This window comes from Marichromatium gracile (assembly GCF_004343155.1).
GTDB classification, from domain to species: Bacteria; Pseudomonadota; Gammaproteobacteria; order Chromatiales; family Chromatiaceae; genus Marichromatium; species Marichromatium gracile.
This window is the reverse complement of the sequence record NZ_SMDC01000001.1, coordinates 334,376-356,449: the sequence shown is the minus strand read 5'-3', so window position 1 is coordinate 356,449 and position 22,074 is coordinate 334,376. Positions and strand designations below refer to the sequence as shown.

At 69.6% G+C, this 22,074-nt stretch carries 20 protein-coding genes; 7 read left to right on the top strand and 13 right to left on the bottom strand.

Annotated elements, in window-relative coordinates:
- Genes gspE through EDC29_RS01625 form a run of 6 tightly spaced genes read right to left on the bottom strand, consistent with a single transcriptional unit; the run spans position 1 to position 7,983 of the window.
- Positions 1-1,680 (bottom strand): type II secretion system ATPase GspE, encoded by a 1,680-nt coding sequence (gspE, locus tag EDC29_RS01650; RefSeq protein ID WP_132228289.1) that lies wholly within the window; start codon positions 1,678-1,680, stop codon positions 1-3.
- Positions 1,659-3,533, bottom strand: coding sequence for a polysaccharide biosynthesis protein (locus EDC29_RS01645; RefSeq protein WP_132228287.1), 1,875 nt, complete (start codon positions 3,531-3,533; stop codon positions 1,659-1,661). The genes gspE and EDC29_RS01645 overlap by 22 nt, the downstream gene beginning before the upstream one ends.
- Positions 3,530-4,576 carry an MraY family glycosyltransferase gene (locus EDC29_RS01640; RefSeq protein WP_132228285.1) on the bottom strand — a complete coding sequence of 349 codons (1,047 nt, stop codon included), beginning with the start codon at positions 4,574-4,576 and terminating at the stop codon, positions 3,530-3,532. Before EDC29_RS01640 ends, EDC29_RS01645 begins: the two co-directional genes overlap by 4 nt.
- A gap of 60 nt (positions 4,577-4,636) precedes the next feature.
- Positions 4,637-5,191 (bottom strand): DJ-1 family glyoxalase III, encoded by a 555-nt coding sequence (locus tag EDC29_RS01635; protein ID WP_123139065.1) that lies wholly within the window; start codon positions 5,189-5,191, stop codon positions 4,637-4,639.
- Between the two features lie 54 nt (positions 5,192-5,245).
- Positions 5,246-6,613, bottom strand: coding sequence for a S41 family peptidase (locus EDC29_RS01630; protein WP_132228283.1), 1,368 nt, complete (start codon positions 6,611-6,613; stop codon positions 5,246-5,248).
- On the bottom strand, positions 6,610-7,983 hold the full coding sequence (locus EDC29_RS01625; protein WP_242465899.1) for a murein hydrolase activator EnvC family protein: 1,374 nt from the start codon (positions 7,981-7,983) through the stop codon (positions 6,610-6,612). Before EDC29_RS01625 ends, EDC29_RS01630 begins: the two co-directional genes overlap by 4 nt.
- Before the next feature lie 183 nt (positions 7,984-8,166).
- On the opposite strand from EDC29_RS01625, the gene EDC29_RS01620 reads away from it, so the two are divergent.
- The 4 genes from EDC29_RS01620 to EDC29_RS01605 all read left to right on the top strand — a co-directional run bounded on the left by EDC29_RS01620 (position 8,167) and on the right by EDC29_RS01605 (position 10,772).
- Entirely contained in the window at positions 8,167-8,529 is a 363-nt protein-coding gene (locus tag EDC29_RS01620; RefSeq protein WP_123139067.1) for an ArsR/SmtB family transcription factor, read from the top strand.
- A gap of 156 nt (positions 8,530-8,685) precedes the next feature.
- On the top strand, positions 8,686-9,123 hold the full coding sequence (locus EDC29_RS01615; RefSeq protein ID WP_062272671.1) for a rhodanese-like domain-containing protein: 438 nt from the start codon (positions 8,686-8,688) through the stop codon (positions 9,121-9,123).
- A 147-nt stretch (positions 9,124-9,270) separates the two neighbouring features.
- A complete protein-coding gene (secB, locus tag EDC29_RS01610; protein WP_123139068.1) occupies positions 9,271-9,765 on the top strand; it encodes a protein-export chaperone SecB in 495 nt (164 codons plus the stop codon).
- The gene (locus EDC29_RS01605; protein ID WP_123139069.1) at positions 9,762-10,772 is read left to right on the top strand and encodes an NAD(P)H-dependent glycerol-3-phosphate dehydrogenase; all 1,011 of its coding nucleotides are present in this window, start codon (positions 9,762-9,764) and stop codon (positions 10,770-10,772) included. Before secB ends, EDC29_RS01605 begins: the two co-directional genes overlap by 4 nt.
- A gap of 39 nt (positions 10,773-10,811) precedes the next feature.
- Here EDC29_RS01605 and EDC29_RS01600 read toward each other — a convergent pair whose 3' ends face one another.
- A complete protein-coding gene (locus tag EDC29_RS01600) occupies positions 10,812-11,282 on the bottom strand; it encodes a tRNA (cytidine(34)-2'-O)-methyltransferase (RefSeq protein ID WP_123142803.1) in 471 nt (156 codons plus the stop codon).
- A gap of 185 nt (positions 11,283-11,467) precedes the next feature.
- On the opposite strand from EDC29_RS01600, the gene EDC29_RS01595 reads away from it, so the two are divergent.
- Complete coding sequence (locus EDC29_RS01595; protein WP_062272772.1) at positions 11,468-11,692, top strand: hypothetical protein; 225 nt, start codon at positions 11,468-11,470, stop codon at positions 11,690-11,692.
- 36 nt (positions 11,693-11,728) lie between these two features.
- On the opposite strand, the gene EDC29_RS01590 is transcribed toward EDC29_RS01595, so the two are convergent.
- The 6 genes from EDC29_RS01590 to EDC29_RS01565 form a co-directional block, all read right to left on the bottom strand.
- A complete protein-coding gene (locus EDC29_RS01590) occupies positions 11,729-12,133 on the bottom strand; it encodes a hypothetical protein (protein WP_132228281.1) in 405 nt (134 codons plus the stop codon).
- 91 nt (positions 12,134-12,224) lie between these two features.
- Positions 12,225-13,664 carry a nitrogen regulation protein NR(I) gene (gene ntrC, locus EDC29_RS01585; RefSeq protein ID WP_123139330.1) on the bottom strand — a complete coding sequence of 480 codons (1,440 nt, stop codon included), beginning with the start codon at positions 13,662-13,664 and terminating at the stop codon, positions 12,225-12,227.
- Positions 13,665-13,754: 90 nt separating this feature from the next.
- Positions 13,755-14,837 (bottom strand): nitrogen regulation protein NR(II), encoded by a 1,083-nt coding sequence (glnL, locus tag EDC29_RS01580; protein ID WP_123139072.1) that lies wholly within the window; start codon positions 14,835-14,837, stop codon positions 13,755-13,757.
- A 112-nt stretch (positions 14,838-14,949) separates the two neighbouring features.
- On the bottom strand, positions 14,950-15,471 hold the full coding sequence (locus EDC29_RS01575) for a DUF4124 domain-containing protein (RefSeq protein ID WP_132228279.1): 522 nt from the start codon (positions 15,469-15,471) through the stop codon (positions 14,950-14,952).
- 115 nt (positions 15,472-15,586) lie between these two features.
- A complete protein-coding gene (gene glnA / locus EDC29_RS01570; protein WP_062272656.1) occupies positions 15,587-16,993 on the bottom strand; it encodes a glutamate--ammonia ligase in 1,407 nt (468 codons plus the stop codon).
- A 547-nt stretch (positions 16,994-17,540) separates the two neighbouring features.
- Positions 17,541-18,698 (bottom strand): cation diffusion facilitator family transporter, encoded by a 1,158-nt coding sequence (locus tag EDC29_RS01565; RefSeq protein WP_123139074.1) that lies wholly within the window; start codon positions 18,696-18,698, stop codon positions 17,541-17,543.
- A gap of 375 nt (positions 18,699-19,073) precedes the next feature.
- Here EDC29_RS01565 and glyQ point away from each other — a divergent pair, with 375 nt between their 5' ends.
- Positions 19,074-19,979 (top strand): glycine--tRNA ligase subunit alpha, encoded by a 906-nt coding sequence (gene glyQ, locus EDC29_RS01560; protein ID WP_123139075.1) that lies wholly within the window; start codon positions 19,074-19,076, stop codon positions 19,977-19,979.
- Positions 19,980-19,990: 11 nt separating this feature from the next.
- Complete coding sequence (gene glyS, locus EDC29_RS01555; RefSeq protein ID WP_123139076.1) at positions 19,991-22,072, top strand: glycine--tRNA ligase subunit beta; 2,082 nt, start codon at positions 19,991-19,993, stop codon at positions 22,070-22,072.
- Positions 22,073-22,074: the final 2 nt, after the last annotated feature.

The window sequence follows — 22,074 nt, the reverse complement described above, 5'->3', positions numbered from 1 at the left end:
TCAGTCCTCGGCCACCCGCAGCACCTCCTCGATGCTGGTCAGCCCGGCGCGCGCCTTCGTCACCCCGTCCTCGAACATGGTCACCATGCCCTCGGCACGGGCGATGCGGCGGATCTCGGCGGCCCCGGCATGATCGAGCACGGCGGCACGGACCGCCTCGGAGAGGATCAGCAGCTCGCCGATCACCAGCCGGCCGTGATAGCCGGTGCCGCGACAGGCGTCGCAGCCGACGGCGCGGTGGAGTTCGAGCGCGTCCGTGGCGAGGCCGAGTCGCGCGGCCAGCTCGGCGTCGGCGCGATAGCGCGCGCGACAGTGGGGGCAGAGCCGCCGTACCAGCCGCTGCGCGAGGATGCCGTTGACGGTGGAGGTCAGCAGATAGTCCTCGACCCCCATCTCGAGCAGCCGGGTGGCACCGCTTGCGGCATCGTTGGTGTGCAGGGTGGAGAGCACCAGGTGTCCGGTCAGCGCCGACTGCACCGCGATGCGCGCCGTCTCCAGGTCGCGCATCTCACCGACCATGATGACGTCCGGGTCCTGGCGCACGATCGCCCGCAGCGCGCTGGCGAAGGTCATGCCGATGGCCGGGCGCACCGGGATCTGGTTGATCCCGGCGAGCTGATACTCGACCGGGTCCTCGACGGTGATGATCTTGCGCGACTCGGTGTTGAGCCGCGCGAGCAGGGTGTAGAGGGTGGTGCTCTTGCCCGAGCCGGTCGGCCCGGTGACCAGGAGGATGCCGTAGGGGTGTTCGAGCACCCGATCGAGCCGCGCGCGCAGCGCACCGTCGAAGCCGAGGGCATCGAGGTCGAAGCGCACCCGATCCTTGTCGAGCAGCCGGATCACCAGACTCTCGCCGAACAGGGTCGGCACCGTGGAGACGCGCAGATCGAGCTCGCGCCCCTGCACCCGCAGCGGGATGCGCCCGTCCTGCGGCAGGCGGCGCTCGGCGATGTTGAGCCGCGCCATGATCTTGACCCGCGAGATCACCGCCGCGCTCGAGCGCACCGGCGGCGCCTCGACCTCCTGCAACACGCCGTCGACGCGATAGCGCACCCGCAGGGTGTCGGCGAAGGGCTCGAGATGGATGTCCGAGGCGCGCGCCTCGACGGCGCGCTGCAGCAGCTGGTTGACCATGCGGATCACCGGGGCCTCGCTGGCGAGGTCCTTGAGCTGCTCGATGTCGGTGGCGTCGATCTCGCCGCTCGGCTCCTCCGCCGCGGGCTCGGGCGCGGCCTCGTAGAGCCGCTCGAAGCTCTGTTCGAGCACGCTCGGCAGCGCCACCGCCAGACGCACCGGGCCGGCGGCGGCGAGTCGCACCGCCTGGACGACGAAGGGATCGGCGGGGTTGGCGAGTGCGACCTCCAGCACGCCGTCGCGCTCGGCCAGCGGCAACACCCGGGCGTCCTTGAGAAAACGCGGGGTGAAGCGCTCCTCGGCCACCGGCGCACCCGGAAAGCGCTCGGGCTCGACCAGTTCGAGCCCGAGCTCGGCAGCCAGCGCCTCGGCGAGCGCGCGCTCGGCCACCAACCCGAGCCGCAACAGCATCGGCAGCAGTGCCTCGCCGCCCTCCTCGGCGAGGCGCCGGGCGCGCGCCAGATCGCTCTCGGTGAGCCGGCCGGCGCGCGCCAGACGCGTCAGCGCCGCGGACTCGGCCGCGCTCAGCTCGGGGGCGGCGGACATGCGCAGGCGCCCTCCGGCGCGATCACCGGGCTCTGCCACTCGGGCAACAGCCCCTGCAGCAGCGCGCGGGCGGCGCGCTCGTCGCCATCGACCGCGCTGCGGCACAGCGCCTCGAGGCGATCTGGATCGAGCGCGACCCCGGCGCCGCGCGCGGCGCGGATCTTCGGGTGCGCGGTCTCGACCAGGTCCTCGCCGTCGTAGAACAGCTCCTCGTAGAGCTTCTCGCCGGGGCGCAGGCCGACATACTCGATGGCCACGTCGACCCCGGGCTCGCGCCCGGCGAGCCGGATCATCTGTTCGGCGAGATAGGCGATGCGGATCGGCTCGCCCATGTCGAGAACGAAGATCTCGCCGCCCTCGCCGATCGCCGCCGCCTGCATGATCAGCTGGCAGGCCTCGGGGATGGTCATGAAGAAGCGCTCGATCTCGGGATGGGTGACGGTGAGCGGACCGCCGCGTTCGAGCTGACGACGGAACAGCGGCACCACGCTCCCGGCCGAGCCGAGCACGTTGCCGAAGCGCACGGTGATGAAGCGGCAGCCCTCGGCGCGATCGAGGCGCTGGCACAGCGCCTCGGCCAGCCGCTTGGTCGCACCCATCACGTTGGCCGGGTGCACCGCCTTGTCGGTGGAGATCAGCACGAAGCGCTCGCAGGCGTGGGCGACCGCCGCCTCGGCCACCACCCGGGTGCCGCCGACGTTGTTGCGCACCGCCACCCCGACCTGATCCTCGAGCATCGGCACGTGCTTGTAGGCGGCGGCGTGGAAGACGATCGCCGGGCGCTCGGCGGCGAACAGGGCATCGATCGCGGTGGCGTCGGTGACGTCGAGCAGGTGGCGCGAGAAGGCGAGCCCGGGGTGGCGCTCGCGCAGCTCCAGCTCGATGCGATAGAGGTTGTACTCGCAGCTGTCGACCAGGATCAGTCGCTCGGGGGCGGCGCCGGCGAGCTGGCGCACCAGCTCCGAGCCGATCGAACCGCCGGCGCCGGTGATCAGGATCGCCCGTCCCGAGAGCCCGGCACAGATCCCCGACCAATCGAGCCGCACCGGGTCGCGCCCGAGCAGGTCCTCGATCGACACCGGGCGCAGCTGGCCGATGCTGACCTCGCCGCGCATCAGGCTGGCCAGCTCGGGCACGGTGCGGAAGGCCACCCCGGCGCGCTCGCACAGCGCCACCAGACGGCGCATCTGTCGCGCCCCGGCGCTCGGCACCGCCAGCAGCACCAGCTCGACGTCGTGACGCGCGGCCAGCGCCGGCAGCGCCGTGGTCGACCCCAGCACCGGCACGCCGTGGACCTCGCTGCCCTGACGGCGCAGCTTGTCGTCGAGGAAGCCGATCGGGACATAGGCGCGGCGCGGGTCGCGCAGCATATCGCGCACCAGCATCTCGCCGGCGCGCCCGGCACCGACGATCAGCACCCGCTGACCGCCGGAGAGGTCGAGCTTGCGATCCTTGAGCCAGCGATAGAGCAGGCGCGGCCCGGTCAGCAGCGCCAGCTGCAGGCCGAGATAGATCACCGGCACCGAGCGCGGCAGCGCCAGCGAGCGGTTGACGATGAAGAGCACCGCGATCACCAGCAGCGAGCCGACCACCACCGCCTTGAGGATACGGATCAGGTCCGGCAGCGAGGCGAAGCGCCACACCCCGCGATAGAGCCCGAAGGCCCAATAGACGCTGCCCTGCACCAGCATCACCCAGGGCAGCGCCTGCAGCGCCCCGGCGAGGAACTCGGGGGGGATCTCGCCGAGGTTGAAGCGCAGCCAGTAGGCCAGCAGCCAGGCCGCGGGGATGGTGACGAGATCGTGGGCGAAGGCGGCGGTGCGCGAGCGCAGCCGGTCGATCACCGGGTTCATGCGCGCGACCCCGCGGCGGCGCGCTCGACCAGCCCGACCTTGAGGTGCACCAGCAGATAGATCGCGCACCAGGCACCGATCACCAGCCACTGATCGCGCGCCACCAGCCCCGGCGCGGCGACCGCGCAGGCGCTGGCGGCGGCCATCAGCAGCTGGGCACGCAGCAGGGTGCGGCGGTGCGACCAGCCGGCGAGCACCAGGCGCTGGTAGTGGTGCGAGCGATGCGCCTGCCACACCCGCTCGCCGCGCGCGAGCCGTACGAGCAGGGTCCAGGTGGCATCGACCACGAAGGGCGAGAAGGCGAGCAGCGCCACCCACAGCGGGAACAACCCGAGCTGCGCGCCCCACAGCGCCAGGGCCGCCGCCAGCAGCCCCAGCGAGGCCGAGCCGACGTCACCGAGGAAGATCCGCGCCGGTGGGAAATTGCCGCTGAGGAAGCCGGCACCGGCAGCGGCCACGCAACCGGCGACGGCGGCATAGCCCGGCTCGCCGCCGCTCCAGCCGAGCAGCGCCAGGGCACCGAAACCGAACAGGGTCATGCTCGCCGCCAGCCCGTCCATGCCGTCCATGAAGTTGTAGAGATTGGTCATCCACACCACCGCCAGCAGGGTCAGCGGCAGACTCGCGACCAGCGGCAGCGCCCACGCCACCCCGGGCAGCTCGACCACGCCCCAGCGCAACCCGACGGCGATCAGCACCAGCGCGCCGAGCACCTGGGCGAGCAGCCGCCAGCGCGGCGCGACCTCGCCGAGGTCGTCGACGAAGGCGACCGCCGCCACCGGCGCCAGCGCCAGTGCGATCCAGCCGAGCACGCCCGGCGCCAGCCCCAGCACGGCGAGCGCGAGCAGCGGCAGCGCCAGCCCCAGCAGCACCGCCAGACCGCCGGTGCGGGGCACCGGCGCACTGTGCAGCGAGCGGGCGTTGGGGACGTCGAGCGCACCGAACCGGGTGCCGGCGCGCGCAGACAGCCAGCGCGTGGCGAGCGCGCTCAGGAGCAGGGCGGCGAGCACCGCCACGGCCAGGATCGGGGTCTGTGGGATCATCTCGGAATGGTTCGAGGTCGGCGCCCGGCGCGGGCCGGGCGCGGTTGCATCGGGAAGGGGTCAGGCGGCGCGTGTCAGCCCCGTCTCGACCCGGGCGCGACACTCGCTGCCCTGCAGCAGTTCGAGCAGCTCCAGGGCGAAGTCCATCGCGGTGCCGGGGCCACGGCCGGTGACCACCTTGCCGTCGATCACCACCGGGGCGTCGACCAGTTCGGCCCGCGGGAAGTCGGCGGCATTGAGCGCGCCCGGATAGTGGGTGGCGCGACGCTCGTCGAGCAGCCCGAGGTTGGCCAGCGCCTTGGGCGCGGCGCAGATCGCGGCGGTATAGGCGCCGGCGGCGTGATGGCGCTGGAGCAGGGCGCGCACCCGCGGGTCCTGATCGAGATGATCGGCGCCGGGCAGGCCGCCGGGCAGCACCACCATGTCGAACTGCTCATCGGCGACCGCGTCGAGGGAGGTGTCGGCCACCAGCACGGTACCGTGACTGGCGGTGACCTCACGGGCACCGAGCGCGGCCGTCACCACCTCGACCTCACCGCGACGCAGCAGATCGATGATGGTCACCGCCTCGAGCTCCTCGAGACCTTCGGCGAGCGGGACGAGTACCCTGGGCATGGCTTGACACTCCTTAACTTGCAGTGATGGATGGATCGGCGGCCAGGGGCGCACTCAATCGGCGCGTGACCGCCCGAGGATGTTGACACCCTTGAGCACGTTGAGCGCCTCGAGCAACTGGTAGTCGTCGCGGGCGCGCAACGGCGTCGGCTCGGCGTCGGCGTCGAGCGACTCGGTGGTCGCGGCCTCGGCGGGCTCGTCCGCCTCGACCGGAACCGTCCCGTCCCCGTCCGGATCGTCGAGATGACGCACCAGATCGGCCTCCTTGAGCGGCTCCACCGAGGCGCCGGCGAGGGGGCGGAACTCGCCGCGCTCGAGCAGGATGTCGGGGCTGATCCCCTGGGCCTGGATCGAGCGTCCGGAGGGGGTGTAGTAGCGCGCCGTGGTGAGCTTGAGCGCGGTCTCGTCGTCGACCGGGACGATGGTCTGCACCGACCCCTTGCCGAAGGTCTGGGCACCCATGACGATGGCGCGGCGCTGATCCTGCAGCGCGCCGGCGACGATCTCCGAGGCCGAGGCGCTGCCACCGTTGACCAGCACCACCAGCGGGGCGCCGTCGAGCACGTCGTCGGGACCGGCCTTGAAGTCGAGCCGGCTGCTCGGATCGCGCCCCTGGGTATAGACGATCAGCCCGCCGGTGAGGAAGGCGTCGCTCACCCCGACGGCGCTGTTGAGCACCCCGCCGGGGTTGTTGCGCAGGTCGAGCACCAGCCCCGCGAGCGGGGTCTCGCCCGCCTTCAGCGTCTCGATCGCCGCGGTCATGTCCTCGGCGGTGCGCGACTGGAAGTGGGCGATGCGGACATAGCCGTAGCCGGGCTCGAGCACCCGGCTCCTGACGCTCTCGACCTGGATGACGGCGCGCTCCAGGGTCAGCTCCAGCGGCGCCTCCTCGCCCTCGCGCATCAGCATCAGCACCACCTCGGTGCCTGGCTCGCCGCGCATCAGCTCGACGGCATCGTTGAGGCTCATCCCCTTCACCGGCTTGTGGTCGATGCGCACGATCAGGTCGCCGGCGCGCAGCCCGGCGCGCTGTGCCGGGGTGTCGTCGATCGGCGCGATCACCTTGACGAAGCCGTTCTCCATGCCGACCTCGATGCCGAGTCCGCCGAACTCGCCGCTGGTACCGACACGCAGGTCGCGGTACTCCTCGGCGTCGAGATAGGCCGAGTGCGGATCGAGTCCGGCGAGCATGCCGCGGATGGCGCTCTCGAGCAGCTCGCCGTCGGCGACCGACTCGACATAGTCGGTCTTGATGCGACCGAAGACCTCGGCGAAGGTGCGCAGCTCATCGAGCGGCAGCGCCTCGGAGGCGATGTCAGCGGCGGCGATCTCATCACCGGCGGGTTCGGCGGCATACGCCGACGGACCGACGGCGAGCAACAGCCCCAGGGCCAGGGCGAGCGGACGAGGCATGATCATCATGACGCGGGGATCTCTCGATCGATGATGGATTCGGCGACGCGGCGGCCGACCGGCGCACCGCGGACATCCCTGATGGCGTAAGGATCGCATGTTTCCGCACGCGCCGACAGCGCCGCCCCGGGCAACGGCGCCTTGGACGACGCGCGCGGCGACATGTTCCCGGCGACCGGTGGGTGACCGAGCGCAGCGCGCGCGCCGGGACGACTGCACCACTGGGTCGGATCCTGTGGCTTGCCGTCGTGGCGGATGGCGAAATAGAGCGCCGGGCGCGGCTGGCCGCCACTGTTGCCACTGAGTGCGATCACCTCGCCGGCGCCGACCCACTCGCCGACCTCCTTGGTCAGCGCCTGGTTGTGGCCATAGAGGCTCATGAAACCGTCGCCGTGCTCGAGCACCAGCAGCAGGCCGAAGCCGCGCAGCCAGTCGGCGTAGACCACCCGGCCGTCGTAGACCGCATGCACCTCCTCGCCGGCCTCGGCGGCGAGCAGCACGCCGTCCCAACGCAGTTGGGAGTCGGCCTTGCGGCTGCCGAAGCCGGCCAGCACCCGGCCCTCGATGAGCGGCCAGGTCAGCCGCCCCTTGCGCGCGGCGAAGGGATCGCGACGGATCTCGAGCTCGGCCTGGATGGCGGCGCGCTGACGCAGGTGCTCGATCAACCGACGCAGCGTCTCGGCATCGGCGCGGCGCGCGGCGAGGTCGTCACGACGCGCGGCGATCGCCGTCTCGAGCGCGGCAAGGACCGTTTCGCGCTCGTCCTGGGCGGCCTCCAGCCGGGCGCGCGTCGCGCCACGCTCGGCGCCGAGCTCGGCCAGCAACGCGGCCTGCTCGGCGGCGGCGGCGGCGAGCGCGGCGAGACGCTCGATCTCGCCGCGTACCCGATCGATGCGCTGCACCCGGTCGCGATTGAGATAGGCGAAGTAGGACAGCACCCGCCCGGCGCGAACCGGGTCCTCCTGATTGAGCAGCAGCCGCAACCGGTCGGCGCGTCCGACCACGTGGGCGGTACGCACCAGCTCGGCCAGTTCGCCGAGCTGGCCGTCGAGCGCGGCGCGTGCGGTGAGGCGACGCTGCGCGAGCGCCTCGGCACGGACGCGCTGACGGGCCTCCTGCTGCGCGATCTCGCGCTCGGCCAGCGCAAGTCGGGCGATCTCACGCTCGTGCCCCTCGAGCGCGGCGATCAGCTCGCCACGGGTGCGCTGCTGATCGGCCAGCGCGGTGCCGAGGCGCTCGACCTCGCGCTCGAGCTCGACGAGGTCGCGCTGGCGCGTCTCGAGCGCGGGCTCGGAGCCGGCCGTCGGCGCCGCGACCGCCAGCAGCGTGCAGAGACACAGCCACGGCCAGGCACGAGGGACACAGGACGCCGCGTTCAACTCACCCACCCCCGGTCAATGTCTGCTCGATGATGCGCTCTCCGCCGCGGCGTGCGCGGTCGCCGCCCCAGCCCCGGCATCCGCGATCGATCCGGGCGGATTCGGCTCACAGCGCGCCGCATCGCGCTTGACGGGCAAAGCGTTTATCATCATATGGTGAAACATTGATTAGACACGATCACGATGGTGAGCAAGCTGAGCCAGTCTCCTCCCCCGATCCTCAACGCCGCCGGCTCCGAGCCACTCGACCTGTTCGCCGACGACGCGGATATCGAACGCGCCTCGCGTTCGCTCAAGGCGATGTCGCATCCGCTGCGACTGAAGATCCTGTGCACGCTCGGCGAGCAGGAGGTCAGCGTGCAGGAGATCGTCGACCATGTCGGCACCTCGCAGAGCAATATCTCCCAGCATCTGGCGATCCTGCGCGACAAGGGTATCCTGGCCTCGCGCAAGGACGCCAACCGTGTCTACTACCGTGTCAGCGACGGTCGCACCCTGCAGCTGATCGGGATGATGCGCGAGGTCTTCTGTCAGCACGTGCGCTGACACCTCCGGGGTGTCGCCCACCGCCGCGGCTCCTTATACTCTGAACCCCCTTTGCACCAGCGCCGGTTCGCGCGATCTCGCCGCCGCACCCCGATCAGCAGCGGTGACGGGCGGCACGCGGGCGGCGCTCCAACATTCATGTGAGACTGCATCGCGATGTCGCTAGACCAGCTCGTCCAGTTCGTGGGCAACCATTGGCTCCTGTTCCTGGCGCTCGTCGTCATCCTCGGGTTGCTCATCCACAACCTGATCGTCGGCAGCAAGGGCAGCGTCGAACCGCTCGCGGCCACCGAGATGATCAACCGCCAGGATGCGGTGGTGATCGACGTGCGCCCGGCGGCCGACTTTGCCAAGGGTCACATCCTCAACGCCATCAACATCCCCATGAACGGCTTCAAGAATCAGCTCGCCACCGTCGCCAAGCACAAGGGCAAGCCGATCATCGTCAACTGCCGCTCCGGCTCGCAGTCGCAGATGGCCTGCGCCCAGCTGCGCAAGGAGGGCTTCGAGGAGGTCTACAACCTCCGCGGCGGCATCATGGGCTGGGAGGCGGCGAGCCTGCCGCTGGCCCGCGGCGGCAAGAAGAAGCGCTGAGCCCCGCCGCGCGGCGGGCCTGATCGGCCCGCGCGAGCGCGGGCACCCTCGCCCCGTCCCGGCGCGCCGGGGCCGGGCCCGATCCGTTCCCGCCGCCCGACGCCAGTCAAGGACGTCGGGGGCACCACCAGACACAGGAATCGCGGCATGGCCGACAAGCAACAGCAGACCCCCGAGCGTCAATTCTCCGTCCAGCGCGTCTATATCAAGGATGTTTCCTTCGAGTCCCCCAACGCGCCCGAACTCTTCCGCGGCGACTGGACCCCGAAGCACACCCTCAACCTCAACACCAGGATCAACGATCTCGACAAGGACCACTACGAGGTGGTGCTCGAGGTCACGGTGACGGTCAAGGTCGGCGACAAAACCGCCTTCATCGTCGAGGTGCAGCAGGCCGGCATCTTCAACATCGCCGGTTTCCCCGAACAGGAGCTCGGCCCGATGCTCGGCGCCTATTGCCCGAGCCTGCTCTTCCCCTATGCCCGAGAGGTGGTCTCCGACCTGGTGGTCAAGGGCAGCTTCCCGCAACTGGTGCTGCAGCACGTTAACTTCGACATGCTCTTCGCCCAGCACCAGCAGCAGCGCGCCCAGCAGGAGGCCCAGCAGGGCGGCACCGAGCCGGCCGAGGCGGTCCAGCATTGAGCACCACCCCCAGCGCCCGGATCGCAGTCATCGGCGCCGGCTCCTGGGGCACGGCGCTGGCGCTGCAGCTGGTGGCCAACGGCCATCAGGTACGGCTCTGGAGTCATGAGCCGGAACAGATCGCGGCACTCCAGCGCGACCGCGAGAATCGCCAGTTCCTCCCCGGCGTGGCGCTGCCCGAAGGGCTGATCCCCACCGCCTCGCTCGCCGAGGCCCTGGCCGACGCCAGCGACTGTCTGGTGGTGGTGCCGAGCCATGCCTTCCGCACCGTCGCCCGTCAGCTCGCCGCACACCTCTCCAAGGGCTTCGGCGTGGCCTGGGCGACCAAGGGGCTGGACCCGGGCAGCAACCAGCTGCTCCATCAGGTCGCCCAGGAGGAGCTCGGCGAGCGCCCGCTGGCGGTGGTCTCCGGGCCGAGCTTCGCCCGCGAGGTCGGCGACGGCCTGCCGACGGCGGTCACCGTCGCCGCCGAACGCGAGCCCTTCGCCCAACACGTCGCCGGCCTGCTCCACGGCGGGCGCTTCCGCGCCTATACCAGCAGCGACATGGTCGGGGTGGAGATCTGCGGCGCGGCGAAGAACGTGCTGGCGATCGCCACCGGCATCGCCGACGGTCTCGGTTTCGGCGCCAACACCCGTGCGGCGCTGATCACCCGCGGTCTGGCCGAGCTGATCCGGCTCGGTCAGGCACTCGGCGGCCGCCCCGAGACCTTCATGGGGCTGGCCGGGATGGGTGACCTGGTGCTCACCTGCACCGACGACCAGTCACGCAACCGCCGCATGGGGCTGGCGCTGGCCCGGGGTGAGAGCATCGAGGCGGCACGCGCGCGCATCGGCCAGGAGGTCGAGGGCGTGATCACCGCCAAGGCGATCCACGGCCTGGCCCAGCGTCTCGGCATCGAGATGCCGATCAGCGAACAGGTCTATCTGGTGCTCCACGCCGGGGTCTCGCCGGCACAGGCGACCCAGGCATTGCTCGAGCGCGAACCCAAGCCCGAGTTCCACTGACCCCCACGCCCGGACCGCACGCGGTCCGGGCGCCCGCCCTCAGCGTGGCGCGGCACCGGCAAACCCCTGCTGGCGCCAGGCCTCGAAGACCACCACCGCGACCGCGTTGGAGAGATTGAGACTGCGATTGCCCGGACACATCGGGATATAGAGCCGTTGCGACTCGGGCAGCGCCTCGATGCGCGCGCGCGGCAGCCCCCGGGTCTCCGGACCGAACAGCAGCGCATCGCCGGGCTGGTAGTCGGGCTCGGTATAGGGCACCTGGCCATGACTGGTGAGCGCGAACAGCCGCCGCGGGGCGAGCTGCCCGAGACAGCTCTCGAGCGAGGCGTGTACGCGAACCTCCGCCCATTCGTGATAATCGAGCCCGGCGCGACGCAGCTTGCTGTCCTCGAGCACGAAGCCGAGCGGCTCGATCAGGTGCAGCCGGGCCCCGGCGTTGGCGCTCAGACGGATCGCATTGCCGGTGTTGGGCGGGATCTCGGGCTCGTAGAGGATGATATCGAACATCGCGGGCGGGACTCGTCAGGAAGCAGCGGAGGGCGGAGGAAAATCCTTTGCGGACGGCGAGATATCCGCCCGCGCACCAGGGTTTAACGGTTGTCCCCGGCGCGCGGACGCATGATATATTAAGACTTCGGCATTTGCTAAATTCGCCGTCGCAGACGGCTCACGCCATAGTGGGGGACAGGTCCATGAGTGACATCGCCGCGCTGAAAGCAGAGAAGCAAGCGCTGATCGAGAAGATGGTCGAGATGCAGCAGCAGTTCATCGACTACGAACACGAAAACGGCGTCTCGGGTAAGGACTACTGGGGGTCCCAGGAGGGCCTGCTGGCCAATTACCGTGACGAGTACATGACGATGGCCAACCGTGTCGTCGACATCGCCCACGAACTCGTCGGGTCCTCGCGACTCTGACCCGACAGGCCCCGGCAGCTGCCGGGGCCGCCGCAGTCACCCCGTCTCCGGGCGCAGGTGCTCGATATATCGAGGCACCGCCTCCAGCTCCAGCCGCACCGCCTCGCCCCGCACCACCAGCGGCGCCTCCAGCCCCTCGAACTCCAGACTGCACCCCACCCGTCCCCGGCTCTCGAAGGGCACCGGGATCATGTCGCGATAGACATAGAGGTTGTCCTCGAGCTCGCCACCGCTGCAGCACAGCTCACCCGGAGGGGGCAGGACGGTCTCGTCGGCCCCGTCGAACACCAGGGTTCCGGCCTGCCACCAGCGTGTCCGCTCGCGCGAGCCGGTCATGGTCTTGAGCTGATAGGCGCGCGAGAAATGGATCCGCAGCTGCCCGCCGCGCTGCTCGACGGCATCGACCGTCGAGCCCTTGAGATCGATACTGATGCTGTCCACTCGACTCACTCCATCGCCATGCCCGGTCCACGACGTCCGGGCCTCGTCGACCTAGTGTCGCGGCAGCCGCCGCCCAAGCCAAGCCCGGCGCTCAGTCCACCCCGGTCTCGGACTCGCTCTCGAGCCCGAGCTCCTTGATCTTGCGGGTCAGGGTGTTGCGCCCCCAGCCGAGCAGCCGCGCCGCTTCCTGGCGCCGCCCGCCGGTCTGTTCGAGGGCGCACTGGATGAGAGTCTGCTCGAAGACCGGCAGCGCCTCGTCGAGCAGACCGCGCTCGCCCTGCTGCAACCGCTGCCGCGCCCAGCGCCGCAACACCGTCTCCCAGGATGTCTCGGGCTGCTCCTGGGTCAGCGAGGCGCTGAGATCCTCGGGCAGGTCCTCGGCATGAATCTGCTTGCCCGAGGCCATCACCGTGAGCCAGCGCGCGGTGTTCTCGAGCTGACGCACGTTACCCGGCCAGTCGAGTCGCTCGAGCCGCTCGATCGCCCCCTGCATCAGCACCTTGGGCTCGCAGCTCAACTCGCGCGCCGCCTGCGCGAGGAAGTGGCGCATCAGCAGCGGGATGTCCTCGCGGCGATCGCGCAGCGCCGGCAGATGGATACGGATGACGTTGAGTCGGTGGAACAGGTCCTCGCGAAAGCGTCCCTCGCGCACCAGCGACTCGAGGTCCTGGTGGGTGGCGGCGATGATGCGCACGTCGACCTTGATCGGCGCGACCCCGCCGACACGATAGAACTCGCCGTCGGCGAGCACCCGCAGCAGCCGGGTCTGCAGCTCGGCGGGCATGTCACCGATCTCGTCGAGGAACAGGGTACCGCCGTCGGCCTGCTCGAAACGCCCCTCGCGGCGCGCCTGGGCACCGGTGAAGGAACCGCGCTCGTGACCGAACAGCTCGGACTCGAGCAGGTCGCGCGGGATCGCCGCCATGTTGAGGGCGATGAACGGACGTTCGCTGCGCGGGCTGTGACGATGCAGCGCCTGGGCCACCAGCTCCTTGCCGGTGCCCGACTCACCATTGATCAACACGGTGATGTTGGAGCGCGCCAGCCGCCCGACGGCGCGGAACACCTCCTGCATCGCCGGCGCCTCGCCGATGATGTCGGGTCCGGTCGGACGCGCCACCTCCTCCTGACGCTCCTCGCGACCACGCCGGCAGGCGCGGCTGACCTGCGCCACCGCCTCGTCGAGATCGAAGGGCTTGGGCAGGTACTCGAAGGCGCCGCCGTGGAAGGCGGAGACGGCGCTGTCGAGGTCCGAGTGCGCGGTCATGATGATCACCGGCAGCCCGGGGTAGCGGGCCGAGACCTGTTCGAGCAGATCGAGCCCGTCGATCCCCGGCATGCGGATGTCGGAGAGGATGACGTCGGGCTGCTCGCGCTCCAGCGCCTCCATCACCCCGACCCCGTTGGAGAAACAGGTGACGTGCATCTGCGCCTTGCGCAACGCCCGTTCCAGTACCCAGCGGATCGACCGATCGTCGTCGATCACCCAGACCCGGGGCTCGCGATTCCCGCGCTCGAGACTGTGCGGCATCATCGCGCTCCCGGCATGCCGACGGCATGCCTCGGGCGGCGTGGGCACGGCGACGCCGACGAGGTTGGCGAATGGGGTGGTTGCAGGTTCCTATGCATGCTCCGACTCCAGCGGCAGATAGACGAAGAACACCGTCTCGCCCGGCCGGCTCTCGCATTCGATCAGCCCGCCGTGCTGGTTGATGAGTTCCTGTGCGATGGGCAGCCCCAGTCCGGTGCCACCCTGCTTGCCCGAGACCATCGGGAAGAAGATCTTGTCGCGGATGTCCTCGGGGATCCCTTGGCCATCGTCCCGAACCTGGGTCTGCAACACCAGCCGATAGCGACGACTGCCGATGGTGAACTGACGCAGCACCCGGGTGCGCAGCTCGACGCGTCCGTCCGCGCCGGTGGCGGCCGCGGCGTTGCGCGCGAGGTTGAGGAAGGCCTGGATCAGCCGGTCACCGTCGCCCATCAGGTCGGGGATGCTGGGGTCGTAGTCGCGCACCACCTCGGGGCCGCGCGGGAACTCGGCGAGGATCAGCCCGCGCACGTGCTCAAGCACGTCGTGGATGTTGAGCGTCTCGCGCTGGGGCATGCGGTTGGGCCCCAGCATGCGATCGACCAGCGACTGCAGGCGGTCGGCCTCGTCGATGATGATCCGGGTGTATTCGCACAACGCGGGGTCGGGCAGTTCCTGCTCGAGCAGCTGGGCCGCGCCGCGCAACCCGCCGAGCGGATTCTTGATCTCGTGGGCGAGGCCGCGGATCAGCGCCTGGGTGGCCCGGTGCTGGGTGAGCAGGTGCTCCTCGCGGGTGATGCGCAGCTGACGATCGACCTGATAGAGCTCGACCAGCACCCCCTCGTCCGCACCAAAATGGTGCAGGGGCAGCACGGTACAGTTCACCGTCTTGGTGCGCCCGTCGGCCACGGTGACGTTGATCTCACGTTCGGTGAAGGGGTGGCGCGAACGCAGCGCCGCCGCCAGCCGGGCCTCGACCTGGCCATCGGGACAGGGCAGCAGGTCGGCGGCAGCCTGACCGATCATGTGTCGGGCGCTGGCCTCGAAGAGGATCTCGGCCGCCGGGTTGAGGTATTCGAGCCGCAGCCCTCGATCGAACAGCAGCACCGCCATGTTGACGTGATCGAGGATCGTCCGCTCCAGCGAGCGCTTACCGGTGGTTTGAGCTGTCATGGTCCATCTGCGCGACTGAGTGAGGTCATCCGAGACCGGAGGACGAGACAGGGCATCCTGTCGTCGAAGAAAAGACTAGCAAGAGACAGGCCAGTGCGGCCAGGAGGAGTGCTCAGAGCTCGCCGGGGGGCGCGTCGCGACGCAGCTCGAAGCGAAGTGTCGGGGCGCGGGCGATCAGCACACCCTGCTCGTCGCGGATCAACGCGCCGAGGCGGTGGGGACCGAAGGCCACACCATCGAGGGCAAAGCGGGTGGCGCCGGCCTCGATCACCGTCTCGAGTCCATCGAGCACCATCGCCAAGCGATGCCCCGGTTGCAGCGCGGGTTCGAGTCCGAGTTCGACGGCGAAGCGACCCTCGCCGCGCATCAGCACCTCCGCCTCGACAGGGGAGAGGATCTCGAAGCGCGCATAGGGCCCGGGGAAGGGGGCGCTGGCAGGGGGCGGATCGACGGGGCTGTCGGCGCCGCGCGAGACCGGGGCGTCGACATGGAGATCGAGTCGCTCGGCGGTGGCGTCGGCGGGTCGATCGGAGAAGTGCACCCGCCCGTCGGCATCGACCCAGCGATAGACGCCGGCCTGGACGATGAGGCAGGGGAGCAGCAACAGCGGGAGGAGCAGTGCCGGCCGGATCATGGCCGAAGCATAGTCCAGCGTCGGAGGGGGCTCAAGCGGGGACGCCTGGACGTCGGTGGCGCATCCCTGCGCCGAGGTTGCGACCGCGCGGGACCCGCGCGGTCGCGACAGCCGATCAGAGGCTGTAGTACATGTCGAACTCGACCGGGTGGGTCGTCATCCGCATGCGGGTGACCTCGTCCATCTTGAGGTTGATGTAGCTGTCGATCAGGTCATCGGTGAACACGCCGCCGACGGTGAGGAACTCACGGTCACGGTCGAGGTTGTCGAGCGCCATCTCCAGCGAGGAGGCGACGGTCGGGATGGCCTTGGCCTCTTCACGCGGCAGGTCGTAGAGATCCTTGTCCATGGCATCGCCGGGGTGGATCTTGTTCATGATGCCGTCGAGACCGGCGAGCATCATCGCCGAGAAGGCGAGGTAGGGGTTGCCGGTGGGATCGGGGAAGCGCACCTCGATGCGACGACCCTTGGGGCTGGCGCAGTGCGGGATGCGGATCGAGGCCGAGCGGTTGCGCGCCGAGTAGGCGAGCATCACCGGCGCCTCGAAGCCCGGGACCAGACGCTTGTAGGAGTTGGTCGAGGCGTTGGTCAGGGCGTTGAGCGCACGCGCGTGCTTGATGATGCCGCCGATGTAGTAGAGGGCCATGTCGGACAGGCCGCCGTACTTGTCGCCGGCGAACAGGTTCTGACCGTCCTTGGCGAGCGACTGGTGCACGTGCATGCCGCTGCCGTTGTCGCCGACCAGCGGCTTGGGCATGAAGGTCGCGGTCTTGCCGTAGGCGTGGGCGACGTTGTGCACCACGTACTTGAGGATCTGGTTGGCGTCGGCACGCTTGACCAGGGTGTCGAACTTGGTGCCGATCTCACACTGGCCGGCGGTGGCGACCTCGTGGTGGTGCACCTCGACGCCGACGCCCATCTCCTCGAGGGTCAGACACATGGCCGCACGCAGATCGTTGAGCGAGTCGACCGGGGGCACCGGGAAGTAGCCGCCCTTGACCTTTGGACGGTGACCCATGTTGCCGTCGCCGAACACCCGCTCGGAGTTCCAGCCGGCCTCCTCGGAGTCGATCTTGTAGAAGGCGCCGCTCATGTCCGCGCCCCAGCGCACGTCGTCGAGCACGAAGAACTCGGGCTCGGGACCGAAGAAGGCGGTGTCGGCGATGCCGGTGGACTTCAGATAGGCCTCGGCGCGCTTGGCCACCGAACGCGGATCACGCTCGTAGCCGATCATGGTGTCGGGCTCGAGGATGTCACAACGGATGATGAGGGTGCTCTCCTCGGAGAAAGGATCCATCACCGCGGTCGTGGGGTCGGGCATCAGCACCATGTCCGAGGCCTCGATGCCCTTCCAGCCCGCGATCGAGGAGCCGTCGAACATCTTGCCTTCCTTGAAGGCATCCTCGTCGATCATGCTCGTCGGCATGGAGACGTGCTGCTCCTTGCCGCGGGTATCGGTGAAGCGCAGATCCACGAAGGTCACTTCGTTGTCTTTCATCATCTTCATGACATCAGTGGTCATTCGAACGTCTCCAATGCTGAGTGCTGTGTTCTAGATACGGATAAGGCGTTGTCGGCCGAGCAATGCACAAGGCTTGCGCTGGCGTATCAGCGCTCGCACCATCCGGCGCAGCAGCCTAACAGGTCATCGATCGTGCCGCACGACCTGCCGTCCGGGCCGGCAGGCGATGCAGAATTCTGGCTGACCCGGTTGATGTCCCGGGCTCGGGTCCACGACAAGGACCTCCATCGCGACCGTTCCGCCGGACGACGGGATGATCCACGCCGTCCGATGCCAATCAGTCATGCAACGAGCAAGCCAGAATCTTGCGCACCCCGCTGACGCCAGCCCCGCGCCCCGATCGCAACGAACACGCGATGAGACGATGAGACGTACAAACAAGACCTTGGCGATGAGAGGGTTGTGAAATCACGCACCATGGTGACGACAGCACCGCCATGGATGGGCGGACAGCGGGGGGCCGGCGCACCCAATCGCGGCGCGACACCGGGCGCGGACTGCACTAAAAAAGAACATCGAGCGACTTTATGCACCAAAAAGGTGCAAATCAGTCGCCAAAGAAGATTCGCACCCCACGGAACACCGGGTCATCGGCGAGCGCCTCGGCCAGGCGCGTCCGCAATCGCTCGGCATCGGCTCCCTGGCGCAGACAGGCGGCGAACGGGAAGTACACCTCGATGTCGATGGCCCCGTCGAGATAGTGCAGCAACACCCGCTGGCGCTCGTTGGCCTCGGGGATCGCCGACCAGGCCGAGGCCAGGCGCGCCAGTGCCTCGGCACGCAGCGGCAGCAGGTAGCAGGCGGAGAGGTGCTCGTCGTCCTCGGGGTCGATGTGCACGGTGACATCGGCGATCTCGTCGATCTCGCGCTTGAGCCGGCGCTCGACCAGGACGCTGATCATGTGACCTTCGGAGACACTGACGTAGGGATCGACCAGCACATGCACGTCGACCGACGCCTGCCCTCCGAGACGGCGGGTGCGCAGCATATGGATATCGCGCACCCCGCCGACCGAGTGGATGGTCTGCTTGACCGCCTCGAGCCGCTCGCCCTGCAGACCGGTATCGACCAGCTCGCTGGCCGCCTCCCAACCGAGTTCCCAGGCGATCTTGGCGATCATCAGCGCCACCATCACCGCGGCGATGGCGTCGAGATAGGGCAGCCCGGCCATGGTGCCGGCGATCCCCACCAGCACCACCACCGAGGAGACCGAATCGGAGCGATGGTGCCAGGCGTTGGCACGCAGCAGGTCGGAGCGCACCCGCTTGGCATGGGCCAGGGTCCACCAGTAGAGCCATTCCTTCACCAGGATCGAGGCCAGGGTGGCGCCGAGCGCGATGAGGTCGGGGCGCAGCAGCTCCTCGGGGCTGAACAGCCGCTCGACCGCGTCCCAGCCGATGCCGATGGCCACCGCCAGCAGCAGGAAACCGAGCGCGAGGGTGGCAACCGTCTCGTAGCGCGCATGCCCATAGGGATGCTCCTGGTCCGGTCCCTGATGGGCCTGGCGCCCGGCGATCAGCACCAGGACGTCGGAGAGCAGGTCGGAGAGCGAGTGCAGCCCGTCGGCGACCAGCGCCTGCGAATGACCGAGCCAACCAGCGACGATCTTGATCGCCGCCAGCACCAGATTGAGCACGGCCCCGACCACGGCGGTCCGGGTCACGGCCTCGCGACGGGCATCGGCGCTGTGTTGATCGAGGGTCACGACTAGGGGCTTCCGCAGGTTGCGCCGACCGGGTCCGGGCCGACGGCGCTCCAGTATAAGCGACAGCGGCAGGTCGCATCAGCTTCCAGCGGCCAGCTGACAGCCGCCAGCGGGAAGGGATGGCGTTCATGACTCAAGGTTGGCCGATCAGATCAGCGTCCAACCCACGGCCTTCAGCAGGGAGGACAGGTTCGAGTCACCGGGGAGGCCACGCTCTTGCCCCTAGCAGCTAACGGCTAGCCACCGATGGCTGGCGGCTGGCGGCTGATGGCTGATGGCTGGTCGCTGCCCCCGACCAACCCCATTGGCGCGCCAGCGACCCGAACCGATATAATTGCGCGCTTACGTCAACCGCCCCGATCCAAGGAGCCCGCCTTGACTCTCCAATCCGAGGACCTCTCGACCTTCCAGGGCCTGATCTTCGCGCTCGAACGCTACTGGGCCGATCTCGGGTGCGTCGTCGTCCAACCCTATGACATGGAAGTGGGCGCGGGCACCTTCCACCCCTCCACCTTCCTCCGCTCGATCGGTCCCGAGCCGTGGCGCAGCGCCTATGTGCAGCCCTCGCGTCGCCCCACCGACGGGCGCTATGGCGAGAACCCCAACCGGCTGCAGCACTACTACCAGTTCCAGGTCGCGCTCAAGCCCTCGCCGGAGAACATCCAGGAACTCTATCTCGACTCGCTGCGCCGACTCGGCATCGACCCGCTGGAGCACGACATCCGCTTCGTCGAGGACAACTGGGAATCGCCCACGCTCGGCGCCTGGGGACTCGGCTGGGAGGTCTGGCTCAACGGCATGGAGGTGACCCAGTTCACCTACTTCCAACAGGTCGGCGGACTCGACTGCCGCCCGGTCACCGGCGAGATCACCTACGGGCTCGAGCGCATCGCCATGTACCTGCAGGGCGTCGAGAGCGTCTACGACCTGGTGTGGAGCCGCACCCCGGCGGGCATCGTCACCTATGGCGACGTCTTCCACCAGAACGAGGTCGAGCAGTCGACCTACAACTTCGAGATCGCCGACACCGACGCGCTGTTCGCGCAGTTCGACACCTGCGAGCGGGTCAGCACCCAACTCATCGAGCGCGGACTGCCGCTGCCGGCCTACGAGCAGATGCTCAAGGCCTCGCACACCTTCAACCTGCTCGACGCCCGCGGGGCGATCTCGGTGACCGAGCGCCAGCGCTTCATCCTGCGGGTGCGCACGCTGTCGCGGGCGGTCGCCAAGACCTATTACGAGAGCCGGGAGGCGCTTGGCTTCCCGATGCTGGCACAGTGAGGGAGAGAACATTGGACGCATCCACTGATCTGCTGATCGAGATCGGCACCGAGGAACTCCCCCCGCTGGCGCTGCCGCGCCTGTCGCAGGCCTTCGTCGAGGGCGTGGCGCGCGAGCTGCGCGAGCGCAGCATCGACTTCACCACCATCGAACCCTTCGCCGCACCGCGCCGCCTGGCGATGCTGGTGCGCGGCATCGCCACCCGCCAGCCCGACCAGCAGCAGGTGCGCCGCGGCCCGGCGCTCCGGGCCGCCTTCGACGACAGCGGCGCGCCGACCAAGGCCGCACAGGGCTTCGCCCGCTCCTGCGGCGTCGAGGTCGAGGCGCTGGAGCGCGAGGAGACGCCCAAGGGCACCTGGCTGGTCTATCACTCGACCCTCGCCGGTCGTGCCACCGCCGAGCTGATCCCCGAGATCGTCGAGGCCGCGCTCGCCACCCTGCCGATCCCGCGGCGGATGCGCTGGGGTGCGGGCGAGGCCGAGTTCGTGCGCCCGGTGCACTGGGTCTGCCTGCTGCTCGGTGAGCAGCCGGTCGCCGGCCGGGTGCTCGGCATCGAGGCCGGCACCAGCACCCGCGGTCACCGCTTCCATCACCCCGAGCCGATCGCCCTCGCGCGCGCCGACGACTATGCCGAGCAGCTGCGCACCACCGGCCGGGTCGAGCCCGACTTCGCCCAGCGCCGCGAGCAGGTGCGCGCCGGCGTCACCGCCCTGGCCGAGGCCGAGGGGTTGCGCGCGCGCATCGATCCCGAGCTGCTCGACGAGGTCTGCGCCCTGGTCGAGTGGCCGCAGCCGGTGCTCGGTCGTTTCGAGGAGCGCTTCCTGGAGATCCCCCCGGAGGTGCTGATCGAGACCATGCAGAGCAACCAGAAGTACTTCCCGGTGGAAGACGCCGAGGGTCGTCTGCAGGCCTGCTTCATCACCGTCGCCAACGTCGTCAGCCGCACCCCCGAGAAGGTGCGTGCCGGTAACGAGCGGGTGATCCGGCCGCGCTTCGCCGACGCCGCCTTTTTCTGGGAGCAGGACCTCAAGCAGCCGCTCGAGGCCTTCGCCGGCAAGCTCGAACGGGTGGTGTTCCAGGACAAGCTCGGCACCCTGGCCGAGAAGAGCGCGCGCGTGGCGCGGCTCGGGCGCTCCCTGGCCGCGCCGCTCGGCGGCGACCCGGCACTGATCGAGCGTGCCGCGCGGTTGGCCAAGTGCGACCTGGTCACCAGCATGGTCTACGAGTTCACCAGCCTGCAGGGCACCATGGGCCGCTACTATGCCGAGCGCGCCGGCGAGGACCCCTGCGTCAGCGCCGCCATCGAGCAGCAGTACCTGCCGCGCTTCGCCGGCGACGCCCTGCCCGAAGGGCTGTGCGGCCGCGCCCTGGCGCTCGCCGACCGGCTCGACACCCTGGTCGGCATCTTCGGCATCGGGCTGCGCCCGACCGGCACCAAGGACCCCTACGCGCTGCGACGGGCCTCGATCGCGGTGCTGCGCATCCTCATCGAGACCCCGCTCGACCTCGATCTGGAGGCGCTGCTGGAGCAGGCCGCCGCCGGCTACCCCGAGGGGCTGCTCGGCGCCGAGGTGGTCGGCGAGGTCCGCGACTACATGCTCGAGCGGCTGCGCGGCTACTACGAGGAGCAGGGCGTCGGCGCCGACATCGTCGAGGCGGTGCTCGGCGCCGGCGGCGCCAACCCCTGGGAGCTCGACCGCCGCATCGCCGCGGTCGCGGCCTTCCGCGAACTGCCCCAGGCCGCCTCGCTGGCCGCGGCCAACAAGCGCATCCACAACATCCTGGCGAAGAACGCCGCGGCCGTCGGCGCGGCCGGGGCGGTCGACACCGGGTTGCTCGAGGATGCGGCCGAGCAGCGTCTCGCCGAGCGTGTCGCCGCGCTCGGCGAGACGGTCGCGCCACTGGTCGCCAGCCGCGACTATGGTCGCGTGCTCGCCACCCTGGCCGAACTCGGCGGCGACGTCGATGCCTTCTTCGATCAGGTGATGGTGATGGCCGAGGACCCGGCGGTGCGCGCCAACCGCATCCGTCTGCTGCAGTCGCTCGGCGCGCTGTTCATGCAGGTCGCCGACATCTCGCGGCTGCAGCACTGAGC

Bases quoted from the DNA above. Each gene is read 5' to 3' on its own strand.
- gspE (WP_132228289.1), bottom strand. From the start codon at position 1,680: ATGTCCGCCGCCCCCGAGCTGAGCGCGGCCGAGTCCGCGGCGCTGACG.
- EDC29_RS01645 (WP_132228287.1), bottom strand. From the start codon at position 3,533: ATGAACCCGGTGATCGACCGGCTGCGCTCGCGCACCGCCGCCTTCGCC.
- EDC29_RS01640 (WP_132228285.1), bottom strand. From the start codon at position 4,576: ATGATCCCACAGACCCCGATCCTGGCCGTGGCGGTGCTCGCCGCCCTG.
- EDC29_RS01635 (WP_123139065.1), bottom strand. From the start codon at position 5,191: ATGCCCAGGGTACTCGTCCCGCTCGCCGAAGGTCTCGAGGAGCTCGAG.
- EDC29_RS01630 (WP_132228283.1), bottom strand. From the start codon at position 6,613: ATGATGATCATGCCTCGTCCGCTCGCCCTGGCCCTGGGGCTGTTGCTC.
- EDC29_RS01620 (WP_123139067.1), top strand. From the start codon at position 8,167: ATGGTGAGCAAGCTGAGCCAGTCTCCTCCCCCGATCCTCAACGCCGCC.
- EDC29_RS01615 (WP_062272671.1), top strand. From the start codon at position 8,686: ATGTCGCTAGACCAGCTCGTCCAGTTCGTGGGCAACCATTGGCTCCTG.
- secB (WP_123139068.1), top strand. From the start codon at position 9,271: ATGGCCGACAAGCAACAGCAGACCCCCGAGCGTCAATTCTCCGTCCAG.
- EDC29_RS01600 (WP_123142803.1), bottom strand. From the start codon at position 11,282: ATGTTCGATATCATCCTCTACGAGCCCGAGATCCCGCCCAACACCGGC.
- EDC29_RS01595 (WP_062272772.1), top strand. From the start codon at position 11,468: ATGAGTGACATCGCCGCGCTGAAAGCAGAGAAGCAAGCGCTGATCGAG.
- ntrC (WP_123139330.1), bottom strand. From the start codon at position 13,664: ATGCCGCACAGTCTCGAGCGCGGGAATCGCGAGCCCCGGGTCTGGGTG.
- glnL (WP_123139072.1), bottom strand. From the start codon at position 14,837: ATGACAGCTCAAACCACCGGTAAGCGCTCGCTGGAGCGGACGATCCTC.
- EDC29_RS01575 (WP_132228279.1), bottom strand. From the start codon at position 15,471: ATGATCCGGCCGGCACTGCTCCTCCCGCTGTTGCTGCTCCCCTGCCTC.
- glnA (WP_062272656.1), bottom strand. From the start codon at position 16,993: ATGACCACTGATGTCATGAAGATGATGAAAGACAACGAAGTGACCTTC.